The following is a 20,638-nucleotide window of genomic DNA, read 5'->3' as shown; positions in this document are numbered from 1 at the left end:
AAACGATAGTTAAAAAATAAAACGAGAAAATAACCATGGAGAAGGCGGGCATGTATGTCCGTCTTTTCTTCAAAGAAAACACAACAGGGAGTGTACGCTGCGGAAGAGGCGAAAGAAAAGACACAGACGGAATCAAAGCAGAAGGCGTGTATGGGAATGGAAATGGAAATGCCTGACTCTGCAACTTTTATTAGCGGTGATATTTGTTTTTTCTGTGGCGGGGCTTCTTGGATATGGCATCTTCTATCTGTGTCAGAATGAGAGTAGCAGAAACACGCAAAAAGAATTACAAGGCATACGAGGAGAATCAAAAAAATTGCTGCTCCGACTCAATCTTCCACATGGAATACATCTTCCACCAGCATATTAAAGTACTTTGATATCTGCAGCATAAATTCGGCAGATGGGGTACTGTCCCCACGCTCTATCCTGTCGACAGTTTTGGTGCTGTATCCGATAGCAGCGGCAAGGTCGTTCTGGTAAATGCCACGCTGCTCCCGGATTTCTCTGATATTATTGGTAACGGCCATAAAAATCCCTTCTTTCAGTTCTATAGATATTTTCTTATTGTCATTATGCAAAATAATGTGTCCGATAAAAAGGACTTGCAATTTTATCGGCAATGTCCTGTAATAGCAGAAGCATCAGATTTTCCAAGAACTTTTCCAAATATGTCTAAGCGGTCATTTTCACTAACCTTGATAGGTGCATACTTTTCATTGAGTGAGATAAGGAAAATTCCGTCTTTATCGTTTTGTAATTTCTTAATATAGGCTTATAAAATTGGTCAGCTTGTACTTGTTAATACAGAAATATTGGATAAGTATCTTGAAACTTTTCATATTACAGATTCTGAGTTTTATAAGTAGGTGATATTCAATTGATGGTTTATTCCATACGGGAATAAATCTTCATCAAATCTTTATTTTTTTCTGTTAGGTTATATTTCAGTAAGAAATGAAATATAGAAGGAAGGATAGTAAAGATGGAAATGATGTTACAGACACAAAATCTATGTAAATATTTTAGAAAACAGAAAGCGGTAAATAATGTTTCACTTAATATCGAAAAGGGACAGATTTATGGACTGCTTGGACCGAATGGCGCTGGTAAATCTACCACATTGAAAATGCTGACCGGTATGATGAAACCAACTGCAGGAAAGATTTACTTTGATGGAAAACTTTTGGATAGGAAAGATTTATCAAAAATAGGAGCGTTAATTGAAAATCCGCCTATTTATGAAAATCTTTCCGCCAGAGAGAATTTGAAGGTAAGACAATTATTGCTTGGTACAGATGAAAACAGAATTGATGAGGTCTTGCAGATTGTATCACTTACAAACACCGGAAAGAAGAAAGCAGGACAGTTTTCTTTGGGGATGAAGCAAAGACTAGGCATTGCAATGGCATTGCTTGGAGCACCGGAACTTTTGATATTGGATGAACCTACGAATGGATTAGATCCAATAGGCATCGAGGAATTACGAGAGCTGATCCGGTCTTTTCCGGAACAGGGAATCACTGTAATTCTCTCCAGTCATATTCTCTCAGAGGTACAGTTACTTGCAGATAAAGTCGGGATTATTTCATGTGGAATCTTAGGATACGAAGGAGCATTAAAGCAGGGAGATAATCTTGAAGATTTGTTTATGAATGTGGTAAGAAAAAACCAGAAAGCAGGTGAAATCCATGGTTAATATTATAAAAGCAGAACATCAAAAAGCCAAAAGAACCATGCGAAAAAAGTTTATCTGGGGATTTCCTCTTCTTACATTTGTCATGGCATTTATATTTACTCTTGGGATGACAAATGCTTATGCAGAAAGTGTTTGGAACTGGTGGTATACACTTTTGCTGCCGGGGATGATTGCTCTATTTTGTTATCTTTCTGTGGCGCAGGAGAAAAAGATAAAATACTATCATTTAATGACTATTCCCACAGACAGAAGAAAATTGTTGCTGGGGAAAATTATTTATATTGGGTACATGATTTTGTTTTCTAATGTGATTGTGTTTGCAGGAGCAACGCTTGGAGGCTTTCTTCTAACGACACATGTTCCAGTTGGAGGAGCGTTGATTGCAGTATTGTTTCTGACGGTTTCTGAGTTATGGGAGATTCCGGTAGCTTTATTTTTAAGTGAACGATTTGGAATGATTGTAAACCTGTTCGTCTGCCTATTTATTACCGTCAGCGGTGTGGTAATATCACAAACCAGAATCTGGTATGTACTTGTTTCTGCAATCCCTATGCGAATGATGTGCCCGTTGCTTCATGTTTTACCAAATGGACTTGCCGCAGAAGCAGGGAATCCTCTTTTGGATACGGGAGTCATTGTTCCGGGAATGTGTCTCTCAATCATCTGGTTTGTTTTTGTAACGGTTCTGTTTTTGAAATGGTTTGAGAGAAGAGAGGTGAAATAAGATGATTGGAAGATCTCTTAATGCAGACTTGCGAAAGATGAAAGGAACATCTGTGATTCTGGCACACTTACTGATTCCGATTATAACCAGCGTTATATTTTTAATATATTACTTTTTTTCACCATGGAATGAAAATATGAAAGTGATTGCATTTTATCAGGCAATAGGAGCAGGACTTCCGGTACTTATTGGAATTTTTACAGCAAGTGTGATGGAACAGGAACAAAATGCAGGTGATTTTCAAAATCTGTTGTCTTTACCGGATAAACCTGCAGCATTTTTATCGAAACTGTTGATGCTACTGGTTTTGTGTCTGTGCTCTATCCTATTGACAGCAATCATATTCGGAATTGGATTTGGAAGAATCGCATCAAGCGATATCGAAATCATGAAAGGATGTATATTTGCAGCATTGCTGCTGTGGGGAAGCAGTGTTCCACTTTATCTGTGGCAGCTGATTCTGGCTTTTCAGTTTGGAAAAGGGGTATCCATTGGAGCAGGGATTATATCAGGACTAATTAGTGCATTGATGCTTACCGGACTTGGAGATTATGTGTGGAAATATGTATTTGTCTGCTGGACGGGTAGAGTACCATATACTTATCTGCAATCTGTATTGGGAGAAACTAGTGTAGGTGAATGGTTGTCATTCATACCAGGTTGCTTAATATTTACAGGGATTAGTATGGTATACTATTTTTGGTGGGTAAACCACTGGGAAGGAAATAGAATATCGGAATAGAATCGAGGGAAACTATGGCAAAAATACTGGCAGTTGATGATGAACCGGCAATTCTGGAAATGATAGAAAGCATTTTGAATAAGGATGGACATCTGGTTACCAAAGTAAGTAATCCGCTGAAACTTAATATGGAAGAATTACATCGTTATGACCTGATTTTACTTGACATTATGATGCCTGGAATGGACGGCTTTGAATTATGCAAAAGAATCAGGGCACTTGTGGATTGTCCGATTTTGTTTCTTACGGCAAAAACGGAGGAAAACAGTCTGGTAAACGGACTTTCTTTAGGAGCAGATGATTATATTTCAAAGCCATTTGGAGTGATGGAACTTCGGGCAAGGATCAACGCGCATCTACGGAGAGAGCACAGGGAACATTCTGTCCGGATGGTTTTAGGGAGAGTCTGCATTCAGATGTCTCAAAAGAAACTGTTGATGGATGATAAAGAACTTCCGTTTACGAAAGCAGAGTACGAAATCTGTGAATTTCTGGCTAAAAACAGAGGACAGGTTTTCTCGAAGGAACAGATATTGGAAGCGGTCTTTGGCTTTGACAATGAGAGTAATGACAGTACTATAATCACGCATATCAAAAATATAAGAGCAAAATTTGCGGATTATGATTATATGCCAATAAAAACAGTCTGGGGGATTGGATATAAATGGGAAGAGTAAAGAGAAGCAATGCACTCAGCTGGATTTTTATGAGATATGTACTGGTCATGCTTGGATCATTAGTAGGTTTGGTGATTGTTGCTTGGCTGCTGCTGTCCCTTTTGATTAGTGTGGGCTGTATTTATCCGGCAAATTATGCAGAGCAAAAGATTAATGAAGCATATGATACGATTCTATGTGCAGATAAAGTGACTGCTGAGATGATTCCCGCACCTTGTGATTATGTAATCTTTTCAGAGAATGGAGAGAAAATAGGTGGAGATCTGTCAGAACAATACGAACAGATAGCATGGAATGTTGCAAAGTACGGAAACGCATCCGGGAAATATTTTTATAAAGTAATTGTAAGGGAAAATGAATATGTTGTATTGCAATATCGCCTGACACCTCAATATCATTCAGCTTTTTTGAGGGAGCATTTTATAGGACCACAGAATGTGATGAGTATTATGTCTGTGATTGGAGCGGTAGCGATTATCATCATTCCGTCCATACGTTTTGGAAAAAGAATCAAAAAGCAGATGCAGCCTGTATTAGACGCAATCGGACAAATAAAGGATCAAAATCTGGAATATGAGACATCCTGTTCCGGTATCAAAGAGTTTGATGACTGTTTATCGGCAATCGATGATATGCGAGATGCATTGCGAGAATCTTTAGAAAAGCAGTGGAAAACAGAGCAGGAAAAGAAACAACAGATGTCTGCTTTGGCGCATGATATTAAAACACCTCTTACGATTGTACGGGGAAATGCAGAACTACTTTCAGAGACTGAACTGACCACAGAACAGAGGAATAATATCACTTATGTTTTGAACGGCACAACACAGATACAAAGTTATGTAAAACAGTTGATAGATGTCACAAAATCATGGAATTGCAGTGATGTTACCTATACAACGGTGAGGTTAGAAGATTTTTTCGCAGATATAAAGGAACAGGCACTCAGACTGGTAGAAATCTATCACCAGAAAATAGATTGGAAGGCGGGACAAAGTGATAAAAAGGTAACGATTGCTTATGATCCAATGTTCCGGGCCGTAATGAATATGATTCAGAATGCAGTGGAGCATACAAAAGAAAATGGAATCATTTATATTGACGCAAAGGAGCAGGATGGCCGGCTGACATTCATTGTGGAGGATAGCGGATCAGGATTTACAAAAGAAGCATTATTGCATGGCACAGAGCAGTTTTTTATGGATGACACAAGTAGAAATGGCGAAGCCCATTATGGGATGGGACTATTTTTTGCAAAAACCGTGGCTGAAAAATATGGTGGAGGTATTAAACTTTCAAATTCTGAAAATACAGGTGGGGCGAGGGTAGAAATATTTTTCCTGAGTAGTCAAGAAACAAGCTAAATAGACCGCAATTAAGCTATGTAAAAGAAATTTTACATGCTTTTATCTAATATGTAAAAGCCTTTTGACAGACATTACTACTACGTTTGCTGTAATCTCATGGAAGAAGGAGGCATATTTCAAGTAAACTACTTTGCCGCCATGCACTTCATATATTAAATTATTTCTGATTAAAAACAAGCGCCATATACGTTACATACAAAATTTATGTGTCAGATTTGTCAAAAGTTTTTCTGTAAATTAAATAATTTGTGACACACTTTTACCTTGAATTTATCTTTTAATAAATATATTCTATAGATAAATTATTAAATGAATTTTATATAACTGCACTTTAATTTTTATTTTATATGCAATATTTTTTCTGAGGTGATAAGATTATGCTTTTTAAAAACCCTGTTATTCCGGGATACAATCCCGACCCAAGCATCTGCCGCGTTGGCGATGATTTTTATCTTGTTAATTCTACATTTGAATTCTTCCCCGGTGTACCAATATATCACAGCCGCAATCTTGTAAACTGGGAACTTACCGGATACTGCCTTAACAGACGTTCGCAGCTTGAACTTGAAGGCTGCCGAAATTCCGGTGGTATATATGCACCTACAATAAGGCACCACAAAGGAATGTTTTATATGATAACAACTAATGTTACCGATAAAGGAAACTTTGTTGTCCATACAGACAATATAAACAAAGAATGGTCCGACCCTGCATGGATTGACCAAGGTGGTATAGACCCATCACTTTTCTGGGATGATGATGACTGCTGTTATTACTGTTCAACCGGTAATCTTGACGGTGTAAGAGGTATTGTTGCATTTAAAATTAATCCAATGACAGGCGAAATTCTTTCCGACAAACACCTTATAAGCACTGGTTGCGGCGGTCAATGTGCAGAAGGTCCACATATCTACAAAAAAGACGGCTGGTATTACCTGATGATTGCGGAAGGCGGAACAGAATATGCTCACCGCGAAACAATACAGCGTTCAAAAAATGTATTCGGTCCTTATACACCATGTCCACACAATCCTATTATTTCTCATAAAGAGTATAAAAAATCCGAAATTCAGGCTACGGGACATGCTGACCTTGTTGAAGATGCAAACGGAAACTGGTGGCTTGTATTCCTCGGAATAAGACGCTTCAGCCATGCACTTCTTCACAATCTCGGTCGTGAAACCTTTCTTGCACCTGTCACATGGAATGAAGACGGATGGCCTGTTGTCGGATACAACGGAAATGGGACTATTGAACTTGTAATGGATGCACCTCTTCCGGGCATGAACGAGCCGGAGACAATTGCTAATACAATAACAGACGATGCAACAGGCAGGCCATTTTTACATGCAGACCATAGCGTCAATATTGACTTCCACCGCGATGCCATTGACAAACGCCTGCAGTTCACAAGAAATCCTGATATGTCTCATTATATTTATGACAGTAAAAACGGATGTCTCACGCTTAGAGGTACTGATATCACATTGAATGAACCAGGTAAATCCCCGACTGTTCTTTCATTTAAGCAGCCGGAATTTACAACATCACTTAAAGCTGTATTAAAAATAAAAGACAGTACAGCAAAACGATTTGGTGTTGCTGCCTATTATAACAACGATTATCACTATGAAATATATGTTGGCAGCGATGAAAGCGGAAAATATGTCGGATTTTATAAACATATACACGACATGGGTGCAGAACTTGCACATATTCCTATATCTAAAGAAGATGAAAATCTCAATCTTCTTGTAAAAATAGATACTGACCGTGAAAAATATACTTTTTCTTATGCCCTTGCTGATACAACGAATCTTGATGCAAAAATTGCCTGCCATGAAATCGGTTCAGGACTTAATGCCGGACTCAGCACGGAGGGTACACGTACAATGACTTTTACAGGAACATTATTTTCACTTTTTGCCGAAAACGGTAACGGTACATTTGAAACCGGTGTTGCACTCACCATAAACCCTGATGTTGATTACAAACTGTAATCCGCTAAACATATTGAATTACTTCCGCCGCAGACATTAAATGTGTCTGCGGTGTCTTATCCTGCCTAAAAAATTGGTCTTTTATTCATCCGTTTCAATGTCAGTATTCATGGACCGGAACACCATATATTAGATGGTGCAAGTTTGCTTGTAGCCTACAAAAACGCAGGTGGAGAGATAGACTTAGAACAGGCGTTGGACAGGCTTATGGCAGAGGGCCTTAGGATGCCGGGGGCAATGTGCGGTTTATGGGGAATATGCGGAGCAATCACATCTATAGGTGCTGCACTAGCAATCATCGACGGAACAGGTCCGCTTTCAACGGATGGAACATGGGGAAATCATATGCAGTTTACCTCGAAAGCAATTGGAGAATTAGGAACCATAAACGGACCAAGATGCTGTAAGAGAGATGCAATGATAGCATTTAAGAATGGTATTGATTATGTAAATGCTCATTATGGAGTAACATTGCAATACGAACAAATGCAATGCGGATTCACAGATTTTAATGAGCAATGTATAAAGGAGAGGTGTCCATTTTATGAGTAAGATAAAAGTAGCTTTTATTTGTGTCCATAATTCCTGCCGAAGTCAGATTGCTGAGGCTTTTGGAAGACATATGGCATCAGATGTGTTTCAAAGTTATTCGGCGGGGACAGAAACAAAACCACGGATTAATCAGGATGCTGTCCGTATTATGAAGGAATTATATAATATAGATATGGAAGCAGAAGGACAGTTCAGTAAGCTGGTTAGTGATATTCCAGAACCGGATATTGCAATATCAATGGGATGCAATGTAGGGTGTCCATTTATAGGCAGACCATTTGATGATAATTGGGGACTTGAAGATCCAACTGGGAAAAGCGATGAGGAATTTAAGATAGTCATTGAACAAATAAAGCATGATATTTTGGAGTTAAAAAGTCGATTGAACCATAATGAGATTTAATAAACTTTTTTGTCTGACTGAGAAAATTAATAATAAACTTACACAGCACTTTAGTCAGAGGATGGAGTAGTTATTTCGAAAACGATGTACTAGGAATTGATGAATTTACATGGCTGCCTGAAACGAAATCCGAAATTGACACCCCAATAACTAAATACTATAATATTCTATACGGCTTTAATAGTATTGTATTATATGCGCGATTAAGTGAAATACGTTAATGATAAGGAGAATGCAAATGGGGGCCTTAAAGTGCAAAATGTGCGGAAGTAATCTGGAGATAGAGGATTCGATTACTGTCTGTAAATGCGAAAAATGTGGAACGAGCCAGACAGTTCCGGATATAGAGGACGATAAAGAACTTAAGCTGTTTGAGCGTGCCGGGAGACTGCGTTTTAACTGCGATTTTGATAAAGCAGCAGGAATATATAATACAATAACTGACAGTTACCCAGAGGAAGCAGAAGGATACTGGGGATTAGTCCTTTGCAAATATGGTATTGAATATGCGGATAATGCGAGTGGAAAAAAGGTACCTGTTTGTCACAGAATCTCTTATGATAGTGTAATGGATGATGAAGATTTTGAACTTGTTATGGAGAATTCAGATTCAGAGTCAAGAGCAATATTCAGGGAAGAAGCGAAGATCATAGAGGAAAATCGTAAGAAATATATTCAGATTGCTGAAAGTGAACAGCCATACGATATATATATAAGCTACAGGGCAAAAGATGATAATGGAGATAAGACGGCTGTTAGTGAAATAGCAGGACATTTATATAACAAGCTGACATCAGCCGGATACAGGGTATTTTTATCAGAAGCCGCACTTAAAGGAAAAAAGCGATCAGAATGTGAACCATACATATATTCAGCTCTTAATTCAGCAAATGTTATGCTTGCACTTGGTACATCATATGATGATTATAACGATGTCTGGGTTAAGAATGAATGGAACAGATATCTTGAGATAGCAGAAAAGAATAAGAACAAATGTCTTATTCCATGTTATAAAGATGTTGATGAATATGATATTCCTAAAGAATTTGCAGGTCTGAAGGTGTGCCAGCTTGGAAACGATGATACATTTAATAATATAATGGCTGAGATTGCAAATGTGGTGAAGCCGGAATCAGTTAACCAGCCAGCACCAGAACCAGAAAAGGCTGAACCAGCGGAAGAGATTGAACTTGAAGAAATAGAAATCATCGAACCAGTGAATATCAATAAGCTGCTTGATGAAGGATTTTCTGCAATTTCAGATAAGAACTGGAAAAAAGCCAATAAGCTTTTCTTTCAGGTCCTTGATGAAGAACCTGATAATTCAAAGGCATACTGGGGACAGCTTCTTGTGCAGCAGGAATGCACTAATGCAAGAGAAATGGCAGATAATTTGTATCTTCAGGTAATTGGAAATACATCAGATAATACATATGAACTGGAAATCAGAGACAGGCGTCAGGAGATAAAGGACAAGTATCCTGTTGCTAATCTGTTCTCAGAAGAAGAGTATGCGAATCTGTTTGATGTACATTTTAACTATCAGTCAGGTGTTGAGAATACAAAGAGTGCCATTGCAGCTAATAATGAGCATTACATATTAAGTGATAATGAGCTTTTCAAGAGGGCAAAGCAGAATGCCGATGCTGAGGTGGCAGCCGGAATAGAAGAATTTGTTGCTAATGTAAACAGGCATCTTGACGAGATATTAAAGAATGTAACAGAACAGGAACAACAAGAGATAGAGGCAGCCAGACAGCAGGAAACAGCATATTTTTCAAAGCTTGAGGATGCATTTAAGAAGGCAGACGATATGGCAAATGCTAATCTTTCCAACAGTGAAGCAGAATATCAGAAAGACCATGATTCGTGGGAGTATGAGAGAGATAATCTTGAGGAAGCCAGACAGCAGTGGGTTAAGGATGTTGAAGAGAAGCAGAAGGAACATGATGAGTGGCTGGCTGTAAATGGTGCAGCTATTGAAGAATGGAATGCCAAGAAGAAAGAATATAATGACAACAAGCAGAAACTTGAATATGAGTTAAAGAGACTTCAGGAAGATAAAGGATTTATAGAAGGTTTTATGGCTGGGGCAAAAGCAGCCAAGAAGGATAAGGAAATAATGAATGTAAGGATCGAATTATCACGGCTGGCATTGCCTAAAGAACCAATAATGCCTAAAGAACCGGTTATTCCACCGGAACCGGCATTGAGAAGAGAGCCAGAAAAGCCTGATTATGACATAATGATTGGACGAAATGATGTGCTTGATACATTTAGAAGTCTTATGGCGTAGTGAGTATTCATGAGAAAGGGGATAAGTATGAAATATTCAAATGTTGTTGTTGCCGGAGGCGGAGTGCTTGGAAGCCAGATTGCTTTTCAGGCAGCATATTGTGGATTTAATGTAACTATCTGGTTAAGAAGCGAGGGGTCTATTGGAAGAACACAGCCTAAGATTGACCATCTTAAGCAGACTTATATTGAAGCTATTGAGAAGATGGCAGAGGATAAGAATGCGTGGTGTGCAGGACTTGCGGATGAAGATACATTTGACAAGGAAGAGTGTCTTAAGAAGGTTGAAAATGCATACGCTAATCTTAAGCTTGAACTTGATATGGCTAAGGCTGTTGCTGATGCAGACCTTGTGATTGAGTCTATGGCTGAGAACGAAAAGGATAAGATTGCTTTCTATGAAAAGCTTTCACCACTTCTTCCAGAAAAGACTGTGATTGTAACTAATTCATCGACACTTCTTCCATCAATGTTTGCAAAATATACTGGCAGACCAGACAAATATTTGTCATTACATTTTGCTAATTCTATATGGAAGAATAATACTGCAGAAATTATGACACAGGCACAGACTGATGAAAAATATTTTAACGAGGTTATGCAGTTTGCCAACGACATACGAATGATCGGACTTCCTGTAAGAAAGGAAAAGAGCGGATATCTGCTTAATTCTATGCTTGTTCCATTCCTTTTAAGCGGGCTTGATTTGTACGCAGCAGGAATATCTGATCCTGAAAGTATTGATATTGCATGGACAAGAGGAACTGGAGCACCTAAAGGACCATTCCAGATATTTGACACAGTAGGACTTAATACTGCCTACAATATTGTTCACCAGTACCAGAGCGTTCCGGGAATTTTCTCACCACTTCTTAAGAAGATGATGATGCCATATAATTTCAAGAAGATGGAAGCAATCCTTAAGAAATATATTGATGAGGGCAAGCTTGGAATGTCTTCTGGCGAAGGCTTTTACAAATATAATTAAGGACTGATGATATGACGACTAGGGAAGAAGCACTCGAATATGGACTTTCTTTTCCAGATACTTATCAGGAAGCACCGTTTCATGATCAGAACTGGCAGCTGGTAAGAGTTAAAGGATGCAAGAAAGCATTTTTATGGACATACGAGCGTGACGGATATATTAATCTTAATGTGAAAGTTTCACCTGAATGGCGGGATTTGTGGAGGAGTACATATTCTTCTGTAATTGCGGGCTGGCATCAGAATAAGGAACACTGGAATACTATTATTCTTGATGGAACTGTTCCTGATGAAGATATCAGACGCATGATTGCGGAAAGCTATGACCTTGTATCTTACAGCCCGACCAAGAGGATATATGAAGCTGTTAAGAAGATTCCTAGAGGACAGGTTGCAACATATGGACAGATTGCAGAGCTTGCAGGCGACAGAAAGATGGCGCGTGCAGTTGGCAATGCACTTCATAAGAACCCGGATCCGTTACATATTCCGTGCTACAGAGTAGTTAATTCGAAGGGAGAGCTTGCCGGGGAATTCGCATTTGGAGGAGCCGGAAAGCAGGCGGCACTTCTTATGGCAGACGGAATAGAGGTTGTTAATGGCAGGGTTGACCTGAAAAAATATGGAATGAAATTCTGAATTACTATAATGATATATGAAATAATGTCGATATATATTAGGCATGGAAGGCGCATTTATTCAATGGATTGAAGCTGTTGGATGGATGTGCCTTTTTTGCGCGAGTAGCGATGAGAATATGCATAAAAAGATAGCGGCTGTGCTTGCACGGGCTGCTGGCTTTTTGTGCATATTCGAGGAGCACCGCGACAACGCCGGAACAAAGTTCTGGCGTATGAGCTGCTTGCGCGAGTAGCGATGATAATTTGCCACTTGGACCTTTCTGGAAAGTGGCGCGGCTGCGACTGACTGAGCGGCTGCAGAAAGGAGAATACATGAATATTAACATACAAATGAGGTATGGTGCTTATTCAGAGTACAGTTTCAGAACAACCAAAACTGGCAAAGGTGACACCGGTTTTGAAGAATCTATGAAGCCGGACAATAATATCCAGTACAAATCATTAGGAATGGGCTTCTTAAATGTGGGTGATACCGGCTACGGAATGAGGGCAACCCAGATTATTAATCCGGACAGTGAGGACACGATTGTAAGAGTAAGCATTGCACTGGGTGGAAATGAATTCAGGGATTATGATGTTAATCTTTCCGAGATAGATCCATCCAATGCAAGTGCTGTGGAAATGTTTGCATATTGCCAGTATGCAGATTCAACCAGTGAAGGTTCATACAAATGGGGAAGCTGGAATGCCTTAAAACATTTGACAGATGATATGGCATATTCATACAATTCACTGGATGAAGCTTTAACTGAAAAGAAAAACTGGAATGCTGCACTGGCTGGTTCAGGTATTGAACTTGAAAATGAGGCAACGGGTGAAAGATATTCTGTAGCGGATCTCATTGAAATGCTCAAACAGCAGTATGAGCTTACAGCAGACGATCTTGAGGAAAAGGACTGGCGGGATATGTCAGACAAAGAATGGGAAAAGCTTTTAAACAGTTTTGACCAGAATATTGATGCAATCAAGGATAAAATCAGAAAGCTTAAGGAAGTTCAGAATGAAGCAGCTTCTAAGGCAGCAGCTAATGCACCGGCAGGGCAGAAGGCAAATGCAGCTTCGAGCGCAGCGCAGAGTGCAGCAGCCAATGGATTTGCATCGGATGTAAAGACTGAGGATGAAGAATGGATAGAAGAAAACAGTTGGACATATGACATGAAAACAGAGAATCAGACAATTCTTCATAAAGCAGCTATTGCCAATGAAAAAGCACAGGACAGCCTTAGCAAGTCTCAGGAGCTTATGCTTACAGGAGACACAACAGAAGGTGTAAGCAAGACAGAAGGTGCAACAGAAAGTGCATCATGTGATGATGAATCAGGAGAAAAAGTGTGGACAGTTACTGCATATACCGAGCAGGGAATTATATGTAAGGAATTTAAGGACGGAGTAGGCACACTTTTGTGGCAGATTGATTTTAAAAATCCGACAGATTACAACAAGGTTATGGATTACCTCGATAACGAAAAAGAAGAGGATATATTAAAGTATGCCAGGGATAAGGAATTCTGGGAGAAGCTTATCTGGGGGTAAGATAAACTGAAATAAAAGCAAAATGGACTTTCTGCACGGTAAATCCGTGGGAAAGTCCATTTTATTATTACTTTATCACCAGCACCCTGTCGGTATCATCACCCTCAACTTTAGCAAATTTCTTAGCAGTGAATGAATCGGCGGAGCATTTGCCAATGTGACTTTTTACGCCAGTGACAGGACTTATCCACCACATGTCTCGTCCCGGTTACATACAACACCATAGCTTACACCATCATGTCCGCCGTACTTTCATAATGGATATATTATAGCATATTTTGTAAAAATGTTTTATAATAAAAACATTAAGTATTTGAAACGGAGATTGTTATGTGGAAGATAAAACAGATATTTGACGGAGATTATGGGTGTGAAGAACTTGCAGAAGGGCAGACACCCAGGGTTTCTGTTATGCTTGTTGATGAAGCTGGCGCTAAGAAATATATTACAGTAGAAGATAAATGGCTTACTGATAACGGACTTGATGAAGGTTCAGTGTGGCCGGAGGATACAGATGAATAGATTGACAAATGCTGCTAAATATGCAGCTATTATAATGTCGCTGATAGTTACTGTGACGATGGTGTCAGGCTGTAAAAAGAATAATACTGATGTTTCATCAGAATTGAATAAATCGGACATTGAAGAAACAAGTCAGGATATGACTGGAAGCGGAATCGAGGATTCAGATGTAGGCAGTCAGTCTGCTGAGGAGACAGCAGAAACAGAAAGCACAGAGCAGACAGAAAGCGATTTTGAAGAGAATACAGAACAGATTGAAACAGATGCAGGGCAGGAGGAGACGCAGAATCCATATATAAGACAGAAAGAACCATATACCGGAGTCCCTGTATATGAGAATCTGGAACACATTTATATGAATACAACATGGGAATATGCGGACCATTCTGCTATAAGTGATGGCTATGCTGTTCTTTATAAAGCGTCAGGTCAGAGAAAGAACATTGTTGTCGGAGTTAATGCCGGGCATGGAACGGCAGGAGGTTCGGCGGTCAGAACATTGTGCCATCCGGATGGTTCTCTTAAGAGTACAGGAGGCAGTACGGCGGCTGGCGCTGCGACAGCAACGGCGGTGTCAGGCGGAATGACATTTTATGACGGGACACCAGAGAGCGAAGTAACACTTAAGATGGCAGAGATTTTAAGAGATAAACTTCTGTTAGAAGGATATGATGTGCTGATGATAAGGGATTCATCAGATGTACAGCTTGATAATGTGGCAAGAACTGTAATATGTAACAATGTTGCAGACTGTCATATATCATTGCACTGGGATGGTGATGGACTTTCATACGATAAGGGATGCTTTTATATAGCAGTTCCCGATGCAATTAAGAATATGAGTCCTGTGGCAGACCACTGGCAGCAGCATGATTCACTTGGGGCATCACTTGTTGAAGGACTTCGTGGACAAGGTGCAAAGATTCATGGTTCTGGAAGCATGGCGATAGATCTGACACAGACATCATACAGTACAGTTCCGTCAGTTGATATGGAACTTGGGAATGCAAGCTCAGACCATAGTGATGAAACATTAGAAATGCTTGCCAATGGACTTGTGAATGGCGTTGGTGCATTTTTTGGATACTGATAATTAAGAATTAAATTCGAAATATTTTAAGGAGAACAATAATGGATAAGAAAACACAGATTATAGCAGTAGCAGGAAAAGGCGGAGTTGGTAAGACTTCTTTAGCGGGAGTTATTGTAAAACTTCTTGTTGAGGCATATCCTGACAAGAAGATACTTGCGATTGACGCTGACCCTGCGGTCGGACTTTCTACAGTGCTTAATGTTGAAGTGGAAAAGACTATAGATGATATAAGAAAAGAAGTAATCAAGAATGTTGAAGACGGAGATACCAAGACTGCTGTGGAGTTACTTGGAGAAGCCAAATACGAGATAATGGATGCAGTTGTTGAACAGGACGGATATGCATTTATCGCAATAGGAAGACCTGAGACAGCAGGCTGTTACTGCAAGATTAATTCATATCTTAAAGAAGTTATCACAATGCTTTCAGATAAGTTTGATTATGTTGTAATTGATGGAGAAGCAGGAATAGAGCAGATTAACAGAAGAGTTATGGAGAAGGTAACACATCTGCTGCTTGTTACTGACGCGAGCAAGAAGGGATGCCAGGTTGTGCAGACAATCAAGAAAGTTGCAGATGAGCTTGTAATGTATGACAGAATCGGAGTTATCGCTAACAGAATACCGGATATGGAGGTTGCGAAGCTTATGGATATCGGCGGCCTTGAGCTGCTTTCAGTAATACAGAGCGATTCCAAGCTTGCGCAGGCAGATGTGCTTGGTGAAAATGTATTCAATCTCCCTGATGATGCGATTATTGTCGAGGGTGCAAAGAAAGCACTTGTTAATATGGGAATATTGTAAGAGGAGGTAAATGTGAAGGATTTAGCTAATCTGTATTATTTTGAGAAGCTGTTGGAGGAAGTTAATAACGATCTTGTAAGGCAGGCGCAGGCAAAAGGTGATATTGCAATCGGTGCAGTCTGTTTCCAGATACCGGAGCCGCTTATTAATCTTCCGGGCAGCTTTTCGGTAAGACTGCGTGCACCCCGTACAGGTTCTATTGAGATGGGTACATATTACATGAGCAGTATGCTATGCGAGGGATGTCGTGCGATATTAGAGAGAGCAATTGAGGGCGGATTTAACTTTCTTGACTGTATAATTGCGCCGGATGCATGTGCGCAGATGAACAGGTGCGTAGAGAATATTGAGAGACAGCACCTTATAGAGAAAGAAAAATTCTTCGTGGAATATTCAGATGTTCCGATGAAGAATGATGAGACGGCGTTAAGACATTTTGTTAAGCAGATGAGACTTCATGTGCTTGAACCGCTTAATAATATATATGGAATAGACATATCAGATGATGCACTTAGAAAGTCAGTAGAATTGCAGAATAAGATAAGCCGGCTTATAAGAAGCATCGGTGATTACAGAAAAGAAGAAAATCCAAGAATTACTGGGTATGAATTCGCGGTTCTGTGTCTTGCAACCTACTGTTGCCCGAAAGAGGCACTTATAGAAAAGCTCGAAGAAACACTTGAGGAGCTTAAGACGCGTGAACCTGATAAAAAATGTAATTACAGGGCAAGGGTCGTAATGGTTGGTTCAGAGATTGATAACCCTGAGCTTATAAAGCTTGCTGAGGAGGCAGGTGCACTGGTTGTGGCTGACAGATTCTGTTTTGGTTCACTTCCGGGAAGAGATGAGATTATTCTTAACGATACAGAGGATGTTCTTACACAGATATGCAGACAGTATATGAAGTGGGGACAGTGTCCAAGATTCATGAATACAGAAAAGATTATCGAGAGACAGGAGTATGTTGACGCAATAGCTAAAGAGTATAAGGCGGATGGCCTTATATATCAGCAGATTAAATTCTGTGATTACTGGGGCTATGAGAGGGCTTCGGCATTCCATGTCATGAAAGAAAAATACGGCTATCCTGTTCTTTCAATTGACAGACCTTATGCTGTCGGAACTTCTGGACAGTTAAGAACAAGAATACAGGCATTTGTTGAGAGCCTTGAGATTAAGCGTATCAATGCAGGAAGGAAATTATAAATATGTCTAAGAATATAGGAAGCGAGCCACTCGGCAGATTCTATACAGGCAAAAAGCCGAAGAGAAGAAGAGAATGGCGCGGATTGAAGGATACATGGTACGACTATGTAAGGTGGCTTGGATACTGGAAGACTTTAATTACATTTATAATAAAACCTAATAACATGAAGGGATTCTTCAGATACCGCTGGATGATTAATTATCTTGCATTGCCTGATTTCATGGACAGGCATACCGAGGGCATGAGAGGAACTCAGCTTAGAATGGCGCATCAGGCACTGGGACTTATCGTTACTGATATATGCGGGATGCTTGGACAGATATTTAAGGCAGACCCGGCTATCGGCAATGATAAGAAGCTAAACAGCAAGATTGTCCTTTTTGATGAAAATATGATGAGTACCCTGATGGGAGGTTTTCCTAACCTTACATGGTTGTCAGTGGAAGTTCCTGCAGTGTATACAAGCTCGATGATGTCACAGGACGGAGTAAGCTATTATGTTGACGTTACACACCAGTATGGTGTGCCATCAGATGTCTGTCCTATGCCGGCAGCTGAGCTTGGTGTTGCATTGGCTGATGATTTCCCGCTTATAGGCTGCTGTGCCGTGCAGTGTAATACGACATGTGACGGAAGCCTTATGGGTAACGGGATTGAAGCAAGGTCATTTAAGATTCCTACATTTCAGCTTGCTGTGCCAATAAGACACAGGCAGGAAAGCGTACAGGAGTATGCGGCAGAAGAGGTTGTCAATGCAATCCATTTCATAGAGGAACAGACTGGAGAGAAGTTCGACTGGGATGCATTCTTTAAGAGTATGAAGCGGTTTAATGCAGAGACAGAGGAATTCTTAGAGTGGATGGAGATTTCCAAGACAGATTATCCGCAGGTTATGGGCGTAACGCTTGCACTCTACAGATATGGTGTATATCAGGCTGCCGGTGGAAGAAATCAGGCATTCCTTGATATGGATAAGAAGCTTACTAAGATGGCACTTGATGCATATAAGAGTAAAGAGATGGCGGCGAAGGAGTACCGCCACAGAGCCATGACATGGGGCGTTCAGGCTGCATATTATACGGCACTCCCAATCTGGCTTCTTAACTGCTGGGGTGTTGTAACTATTGCAGATATGTTAAGTATGGTGTCTACAGAGATGGTCAACACAGAGGATAAGCACCAGGCAATGTTAGACCTTGCATATCTGTATGAGAACATGATTATGAGAAACCGCTCTAACGGCGGTTATGAGACAGGTGTAGAGGCACTCTGGCGTTTCTGCGAAATGTTTAATATTGATATAGTAATCATGTATGTTCATATGGGCTGCAAATCAATGTCAGGATATCATGGTCTATTTGAGGAAGAAGCGAGAAAACATGGAATTCATTTAATATGGGTAACGCACAATCTTATGTGTCCTGAGGATGGAACAAGAAGAGACATGAGAACGGAGATTAACAGATATATGAGAACTGTTTTCAGGGAAGAACCGCTTGACCCATCACTTGAGGATTTTGACGATTCTAAGAGCTGGTAAGAAGTGTGTATGCTGCATACGTGGCAGGAAAGGATAGCAGAATGAAATATTTCGGTGGTTGTGACGCAGGAAGTACATATACCAAATGCGTAATTATAGATGAGAATGGAAAAATCGCAGCTGCGGTTACTAAGAGAAGCAGGATTAATCCTGTACTTAGTGCGAAGGATGCACTTGACGAGGCTGTAAGCCAGGTTGACGGTTTAAACAGCGCAGAGGAGCTTACATATCTGATTGGTACGGGTTACGGAAGAAACAAAGTACCGTTTGCAGATGAGAATATATCAGAGATAAGCTGTCATGCTATGGGAGTTCATGTGACTGACCCATCGGTTAAGGCGATTATTGATATCGGCGGTCAGGATGTTAAGGGAATTGCGATTGACACAGATGGAACTGTGCTTAATTTTGCGATGAATGACAAATGTGCAGCAGGAACGGGAAGATTTTTTGAATCTATGGCAAGAGCATTTGAGATGTCTTTAGATGAATTTTCTAATCTGTCACTTACGGCGAAGAACGTGATTCCAATAACAGCACAGTGCGCGGTATTTGCAGAGAGTGAGGTTATCTCGTTAGTAGGTGAGGGTAAGCCTATGGAGGAGATAGCGGCAGGAATACAGTTATCGGTTGCTAAGAGATGCTTTGTCATGGCTAAGAAAGCAGGTGCGGCTGACAGCGTTACACTTACAGGTGGATGTGCCAAGAATGAAGGCTTGAAGAAAGCAATAGAGAAGGTTCTTAAGATAAATGTAGTGGATCTGCCGACAGACCCACAGCTTATGGGAGCATTAGGTGCTGCAGAATATGCAAGACAGAAGGGAAGTAATGTATGATAGTATTAAAAGTGCTGGCAATTATAGCAATCGTGCTTGTTGTGCTTTTTTTTCTCACTCTTGTTATATATTTCTTTAATCTTGATATGAAGTTTGCGGCATCTTTAATCAAGCCGCTTACAGCATATTATAACTGGTCAAAGAACAGGCGCGAGGCGAAGAAGCATAAGCAGGAAGAGCAGAAAGAGTGACAACAGAGGCAGTATCAGAAAGAATGACAGGAAGGGCAGAAACAGCCGATGGATTTATATGATGGTGAGATAAAGAAGCTGACATCAATGCTTGAAAATCATGGAGCAAAGAGACTTCCATTACAGAGAGTGTGGGAGATGACTGATAAAGAGAATCTTATCCTTAAAAGTGAGATGGTTTATGAGCTTGGCGGTGGGAGCAATGCAGCGGTAAGTGCCATTGCATTTACACAGGATGAGGAACTTGTGCCGGAAGATGCTGTGTATCTTGTGGGTGATGACCTGTGTGATATTAAGAATGATATTTCATATGCAAGAATTACTGTAATCAGGCTGGATGGTGAATATATTAAGAATCATGATGATAATGCACTGTATGCTTCAATGAGGGCAACTGATTATGTAAGATACCATGCATTTCCTAAAGGATATATGATGAGAATATCAGCAGTCAGGGAAAGAGAACCTGTGAGAGTGAGTAAGGAAGCAGTTTCGCATGGGATTAATTTTGCAGCGGTAGGACAGGGGCTTATCAATGCCTACAGGAAGCGTCCTGAGGTTGAGGCTGTAAGCATATATTTTGTCACGGAGCAGGATATTGATTACATATTTTTAAAAAGTGAAGCACACAGATGTGAACAGATAACTGACTCCTTAAACAACATATTTAACGGTCTTACAATGGATTGTTCAACTTGCTCAAGCAGGGAATTGTGTGATGAAATAGACGGACTCAGACAATTACATATGAGTATTTTGTGAAAATACCTTGAAAAAAATTAAAATTAGGAATAATATGTTAATTGAATGAAATAGGGAACAATTA

At 40.0% G+C, this 20,638-nt stretch carries 23 protein-coding genes and 2 pseudogenes; 22 read left to right on the top strand and 3 right to left on the bottom strand.

Annotated elements, in window-relative coordinates; translation table 11 throughout:
• Positions 1–35 precede the first annotated feature (35 nt).
• Positions 36–176 carry a hypothetical protein gene (locus EUBELI_RS14385; RefSeq protein ID WP_156327317.1) on the top strand — a complete coding sequence of 47 codons (141 nt, stop codon included), beginning with the start codon at positions 36–38 and terminating at the stop codon, positions 174–176.
• 153 nt (positions 177–329) lie between these two features.
• Here EUBELI_RS14385 and EUBELI_RS07995 read toward each other — a convergent pair whose 3' ends face one another.
• The gene (locus EUBELI_RS07995) at positions 330–530 is read right to left on the bottom strand and encodes a helix-turn-helix transcriptional regulator (RefSeq protein WP_041688239.1); all 201 of its coding nucleotides are present in this window, start codon (positions 528–530) and stop codon (positions 330–332) included.
• 83 nt (positions 531–613) lie between these two features.
• Positions 614–775: pseudogene (locus EUBELI_RS14655) on the bottom strand (S24 family peptidase); the annotation flags it as partial.
• A gap of 4 nt (positions 776–779) precedes the next feature.
• Here EUBELI_RS14655 and EUBELI_RS14945 point away from each other — a divergent pair.
• From EUBELI_RS14945 to EUBELI_RS07935, 13 genes and pseudogenes are all read left to right on the top strand, one after another.
• Positions 780–869: pseudogene (locus EUBELI_RS14945) on the top strand (DUF6462 family protein); the annotation flags it as partial.
• Positions 870–985: 116 nt separating this feature from the next.
• Positions 986–1,699, top strand: coding sequence for a lantibiotic protection ABC transporter ATP-binding protein (locus EUBELI_RS07990; RefSeq protein WP_012739886.1), 714 nt, complete (start codon positions 986–988; stop codon positions 1,697–1,699).
• Entirely contained in the window at positions 1,692–2,423 is a 732-nt protein-coding gene (locus tag EUBELI_RS07985; protein WP_004853398.1) for a lantibiotic immunity ABC transporter MutE/EpiE family permease subunit, read from the top strand. Before EUBELI_RS07990 ends, EUBELI_RS07985 begins: the two co-directional genes overlap by 8 nt.
• 1 nt (position 2,424) lies before the next feature.
• Positions 2,425–3,165, top strand: coding sequence for a lantibiotic immunity ABC transporter MutG family permease subunit (locus EUBELI_RS07980; RefSeq protein ID WP_005330844.1), 741 nt, complete (start codon positions 2,425–2,427; stop codon positions 3,163–3,165).
• A gap of 14 nt (positions 3,166–3,179) precedes the next feature.
• A complete protein-coding gene (locus EUBELI_RS07975; RefSeq protein ID WP_012739885.1) occupies positions 3,180–3,842 on the top strand; it encodes a response regulator transcription factor in 663 nt (220 codons plus the stop codon).
• Positions 3,830–5,206, top strand: a complete 1,377-nt coding sequence (locus EUBELI_RS07970) for a sensor histidine kinase (RefSeq protein WP_012739884.1) — start codon at positions 3,830–3,832, stop codon at positions 5,204–5,206. Before EUBELI_RS07975 ends, EUBELI_RS07970 begins: the two co-directional genes overlap by 13 nt.
• Positions 5,207–5,586: 380 nt before the next feature.
• Positions 5,587–7,209, top strand: a complete 1,623-nt coding sequence (locus EUBELI_RS07965; protein ID WP_012739883.1) for a glycoside hydrolase family 43 protein — start codon at positions 5,587–5,589, stop codon at positions 7,207–7,209.
• A gap of 144 nt (positions 7,210–7,353) precedes the next feature.
• The gene (locus EUBELI_RS07960; RefSeq protein ID WP_012739882.1) at positions 7,354–7,761 is read left to right on the top strand and encodes a DUF5714 domain-containing protein; all 408 of its coding nucleotides are present in this window, start codon (positions 7,354–7,356) and stop codon (positions 7,759–7,761) included.
• Positions 7,754–8,164 carry an arsenate reductase ArsC gene (locus EUBELI_RS07955; protein ID WP_012739881.1) on the top strand — a complete coding sequence of 137 codons (411 nt, stop codon included), beginning with the start codon at positions 7,754–7,756 and terminating at the stop codon, positions 8,162–8,164. Before EUBELI_RS07960 ends, EUBELI_RS07955 begins: the two co-directional genes overlap by 8 nt.
• Before the next feature lie 238 nt (positions 8,165–8,402).
• A complete protein-coding gene (locus EUBELI_RS07950) occupies positions 8,403–10,460 on the top strand; it encodes a toll/interleukin-1 receptor domain-containing protein (RefSeq protein WP_041688237.1) in 2,058 nt (685 codons plus the stop codon).
• Between the two features lie 27 nt (positions 10,461–10,487).
• Positions 10,488–11,447 (top strand): 3-hydroxyacyl-CoA dehydrogenase, encoded by a 960-nt coding sequence (locus tag EUBELI_RS07945; RefSeq protein ID WP_041688235.1) that lies wholly within the window; start codon positions 10,488–10,490, stop codon positions 11,445–11,447.
• Between the two features lie 11 nt (positions 11,448–11,458).
• Complete coding sequence (locus tag EUBELI_RS07940; protein WP_012739878.1) at positions 11,459–12,085, top strand: methylated-DNA--[protein]-cysteine S-methyltransferase; 627 nt, start codon at positions 11,459–11,461, stop codon at positions 12,083–12,085.
• A 314-nt stretch (positions 12,086–12,399) separates the two neighbouring features.
• Positions 12,400–13,620, top strand: a complete 1,221-nt coding sequence (locus tag EUBELI_RS07935) for a hypothetical protein (protein ID WP_041688233.1) — start codon at positions 12,400–12,402, stop codon at positions 13,618–13,620.
• A gap of 67 nt (positions 13,621–13,687) precedes the next feature.
• On the opposite strand, the gene EUBELI_RS14975 is transcribed toward EUBELI_RS07935, so the two are convergent.
• The gene (locus EUBELI_RS14975; protein ID WP_012739875.1) at positions 13,688–13,816 is read right to left on the bottom strand and encodes a hypothetical protein; all 129 of its coding nucleotides are present in this window, start codon (positions 13,814–13,816) and stop codon (positions 13,688–13,690) included.
• A gap of 134 nt (positions 13,817–13,950) precedes the next feature.
• Between EUBELI_RS14975 and EUBELI_RS07930 the strand changes: the two genes are divergently transcribed.
• Genes EUBELI_RS07930 through EUBELI_RS07895 form a run of 8 tightly spaced genes read left to right on the top strand, consistent with a single transcriptional unit; the run spans position 13,951 to position 20,574 of the window.
• Complete coding sequence (locus tag EUBELI_RS07930) at positions 13,951–14,142, top strand: hypothetical protein (RefSeq protein WP_012739874.1); 192 nt, start codon at positions 13,951–13,953, stop codon at positions 14,140–14,142.
• Positions 14,135–15,232: an N-acetylmuramoyl-L-alanine amidase family protein gene (locus EUBELI_RS07925; RefSeq protein ID WP_012739873.1), complete on the top strand. Its 1,098-nt coding sequence runs from the start codon at positions 14,135–14,137 to the stop codon at positions 15,230–15,232. The genes EUBELI_RS07930 and EUBELI_RS07925 overlap by 8 nt, the downstream gene beginning before the upstream one ends.
• 41 nt (positions 15,233–15,273) lie before the next feature.
• On the top strand, positions 15,274–16,038 hold the full coding sequence (locus EUBELI_RS07920; RefSeq protein WP_012739872.1) for an ATP-binding protein: 765 nt from the start codon (positions 15,274–15,276) through the stop codon (positions 16,036–16,038).
• A 12-nt stretch (positions 16,039–16,050) separates the two neighbouring features.
• On the top strand, positions 16,051–17,244 hold the full coding sequence (locus tag EUBELI_RS07915) for a 2-hydroxyacyl-CoA dehydratase family protein (protein WP_012739871.1): 1,194 nt from the start codon (positions 16,051–16,053) through the stop codon (positions 17,242–17,244).
• A gap of 2 nt (positions 17,245–17,246) precedes the next feature.
• Entirely contained in the window at positions 17,247–18,785 is a 1,539-nt protein-coding gene (locus EUBELI_RS07910; protein ID WP_012739870.1) for a 2-hydroxyacyl-CoA dehydratase family protein, read from the top strand.
• A 41-nt stretch (positions 18,786–18,826) separates the two neighbouring features.
• Complete coding sequence (locus EUBELI_RS07905) at positions 18,827–19,621, top strand: acyl-CoA dehydratase activase (RefSeq protein ID WP_041688745.1); 795 nt, start codon at positions 18,827–18,829, stop codon at positions 19,619–19,621.
• On the top strand, positions 19,618–19,812 hold the full coding sequence (locus EUBELI_RS07900) for a hypothetical protein (RefSeq protein WP_012739868.1): 195 nt from the start codon (positions 19,618–19,620) through the stop codon (positions 19,810–19,812). Before EUBELI_RS07905 ends, EUBELI_RS07900 begins: the two co-directional genes overlap by 4 nt.
• Before the next feature lie 48 nt (positions 19,813–19,860).
• Positions 19,861–20,574 carry a hypothetical protein gene (locus EUBELI_RS07895; RefSeq protein WP_012739867.1) on the top strand — a complete coding sequence of 238 codons (714 nt, stop codon included), beginning with the start codon at positions 19,861–19,863 and terminating at the stop codon, positions 20,572–20,574.
• Positions 20,575–20,638: the final 64 nt, after the last annotated feature.

Origin of the sequence: [Eubacterium] eligens ATCC 27750, from assembly GCF_000146185.1 — a bacterium.
Classification (GTDB): domain Bacteria; phylum Bacillota; class Clostridia; order Lachnospirales; family Lachnospiraceae; genus Lachnospira; species Lachnospira eligens.
This window is presented reverse-complemented; position numbering and strand designations above follow the sequence as displayed.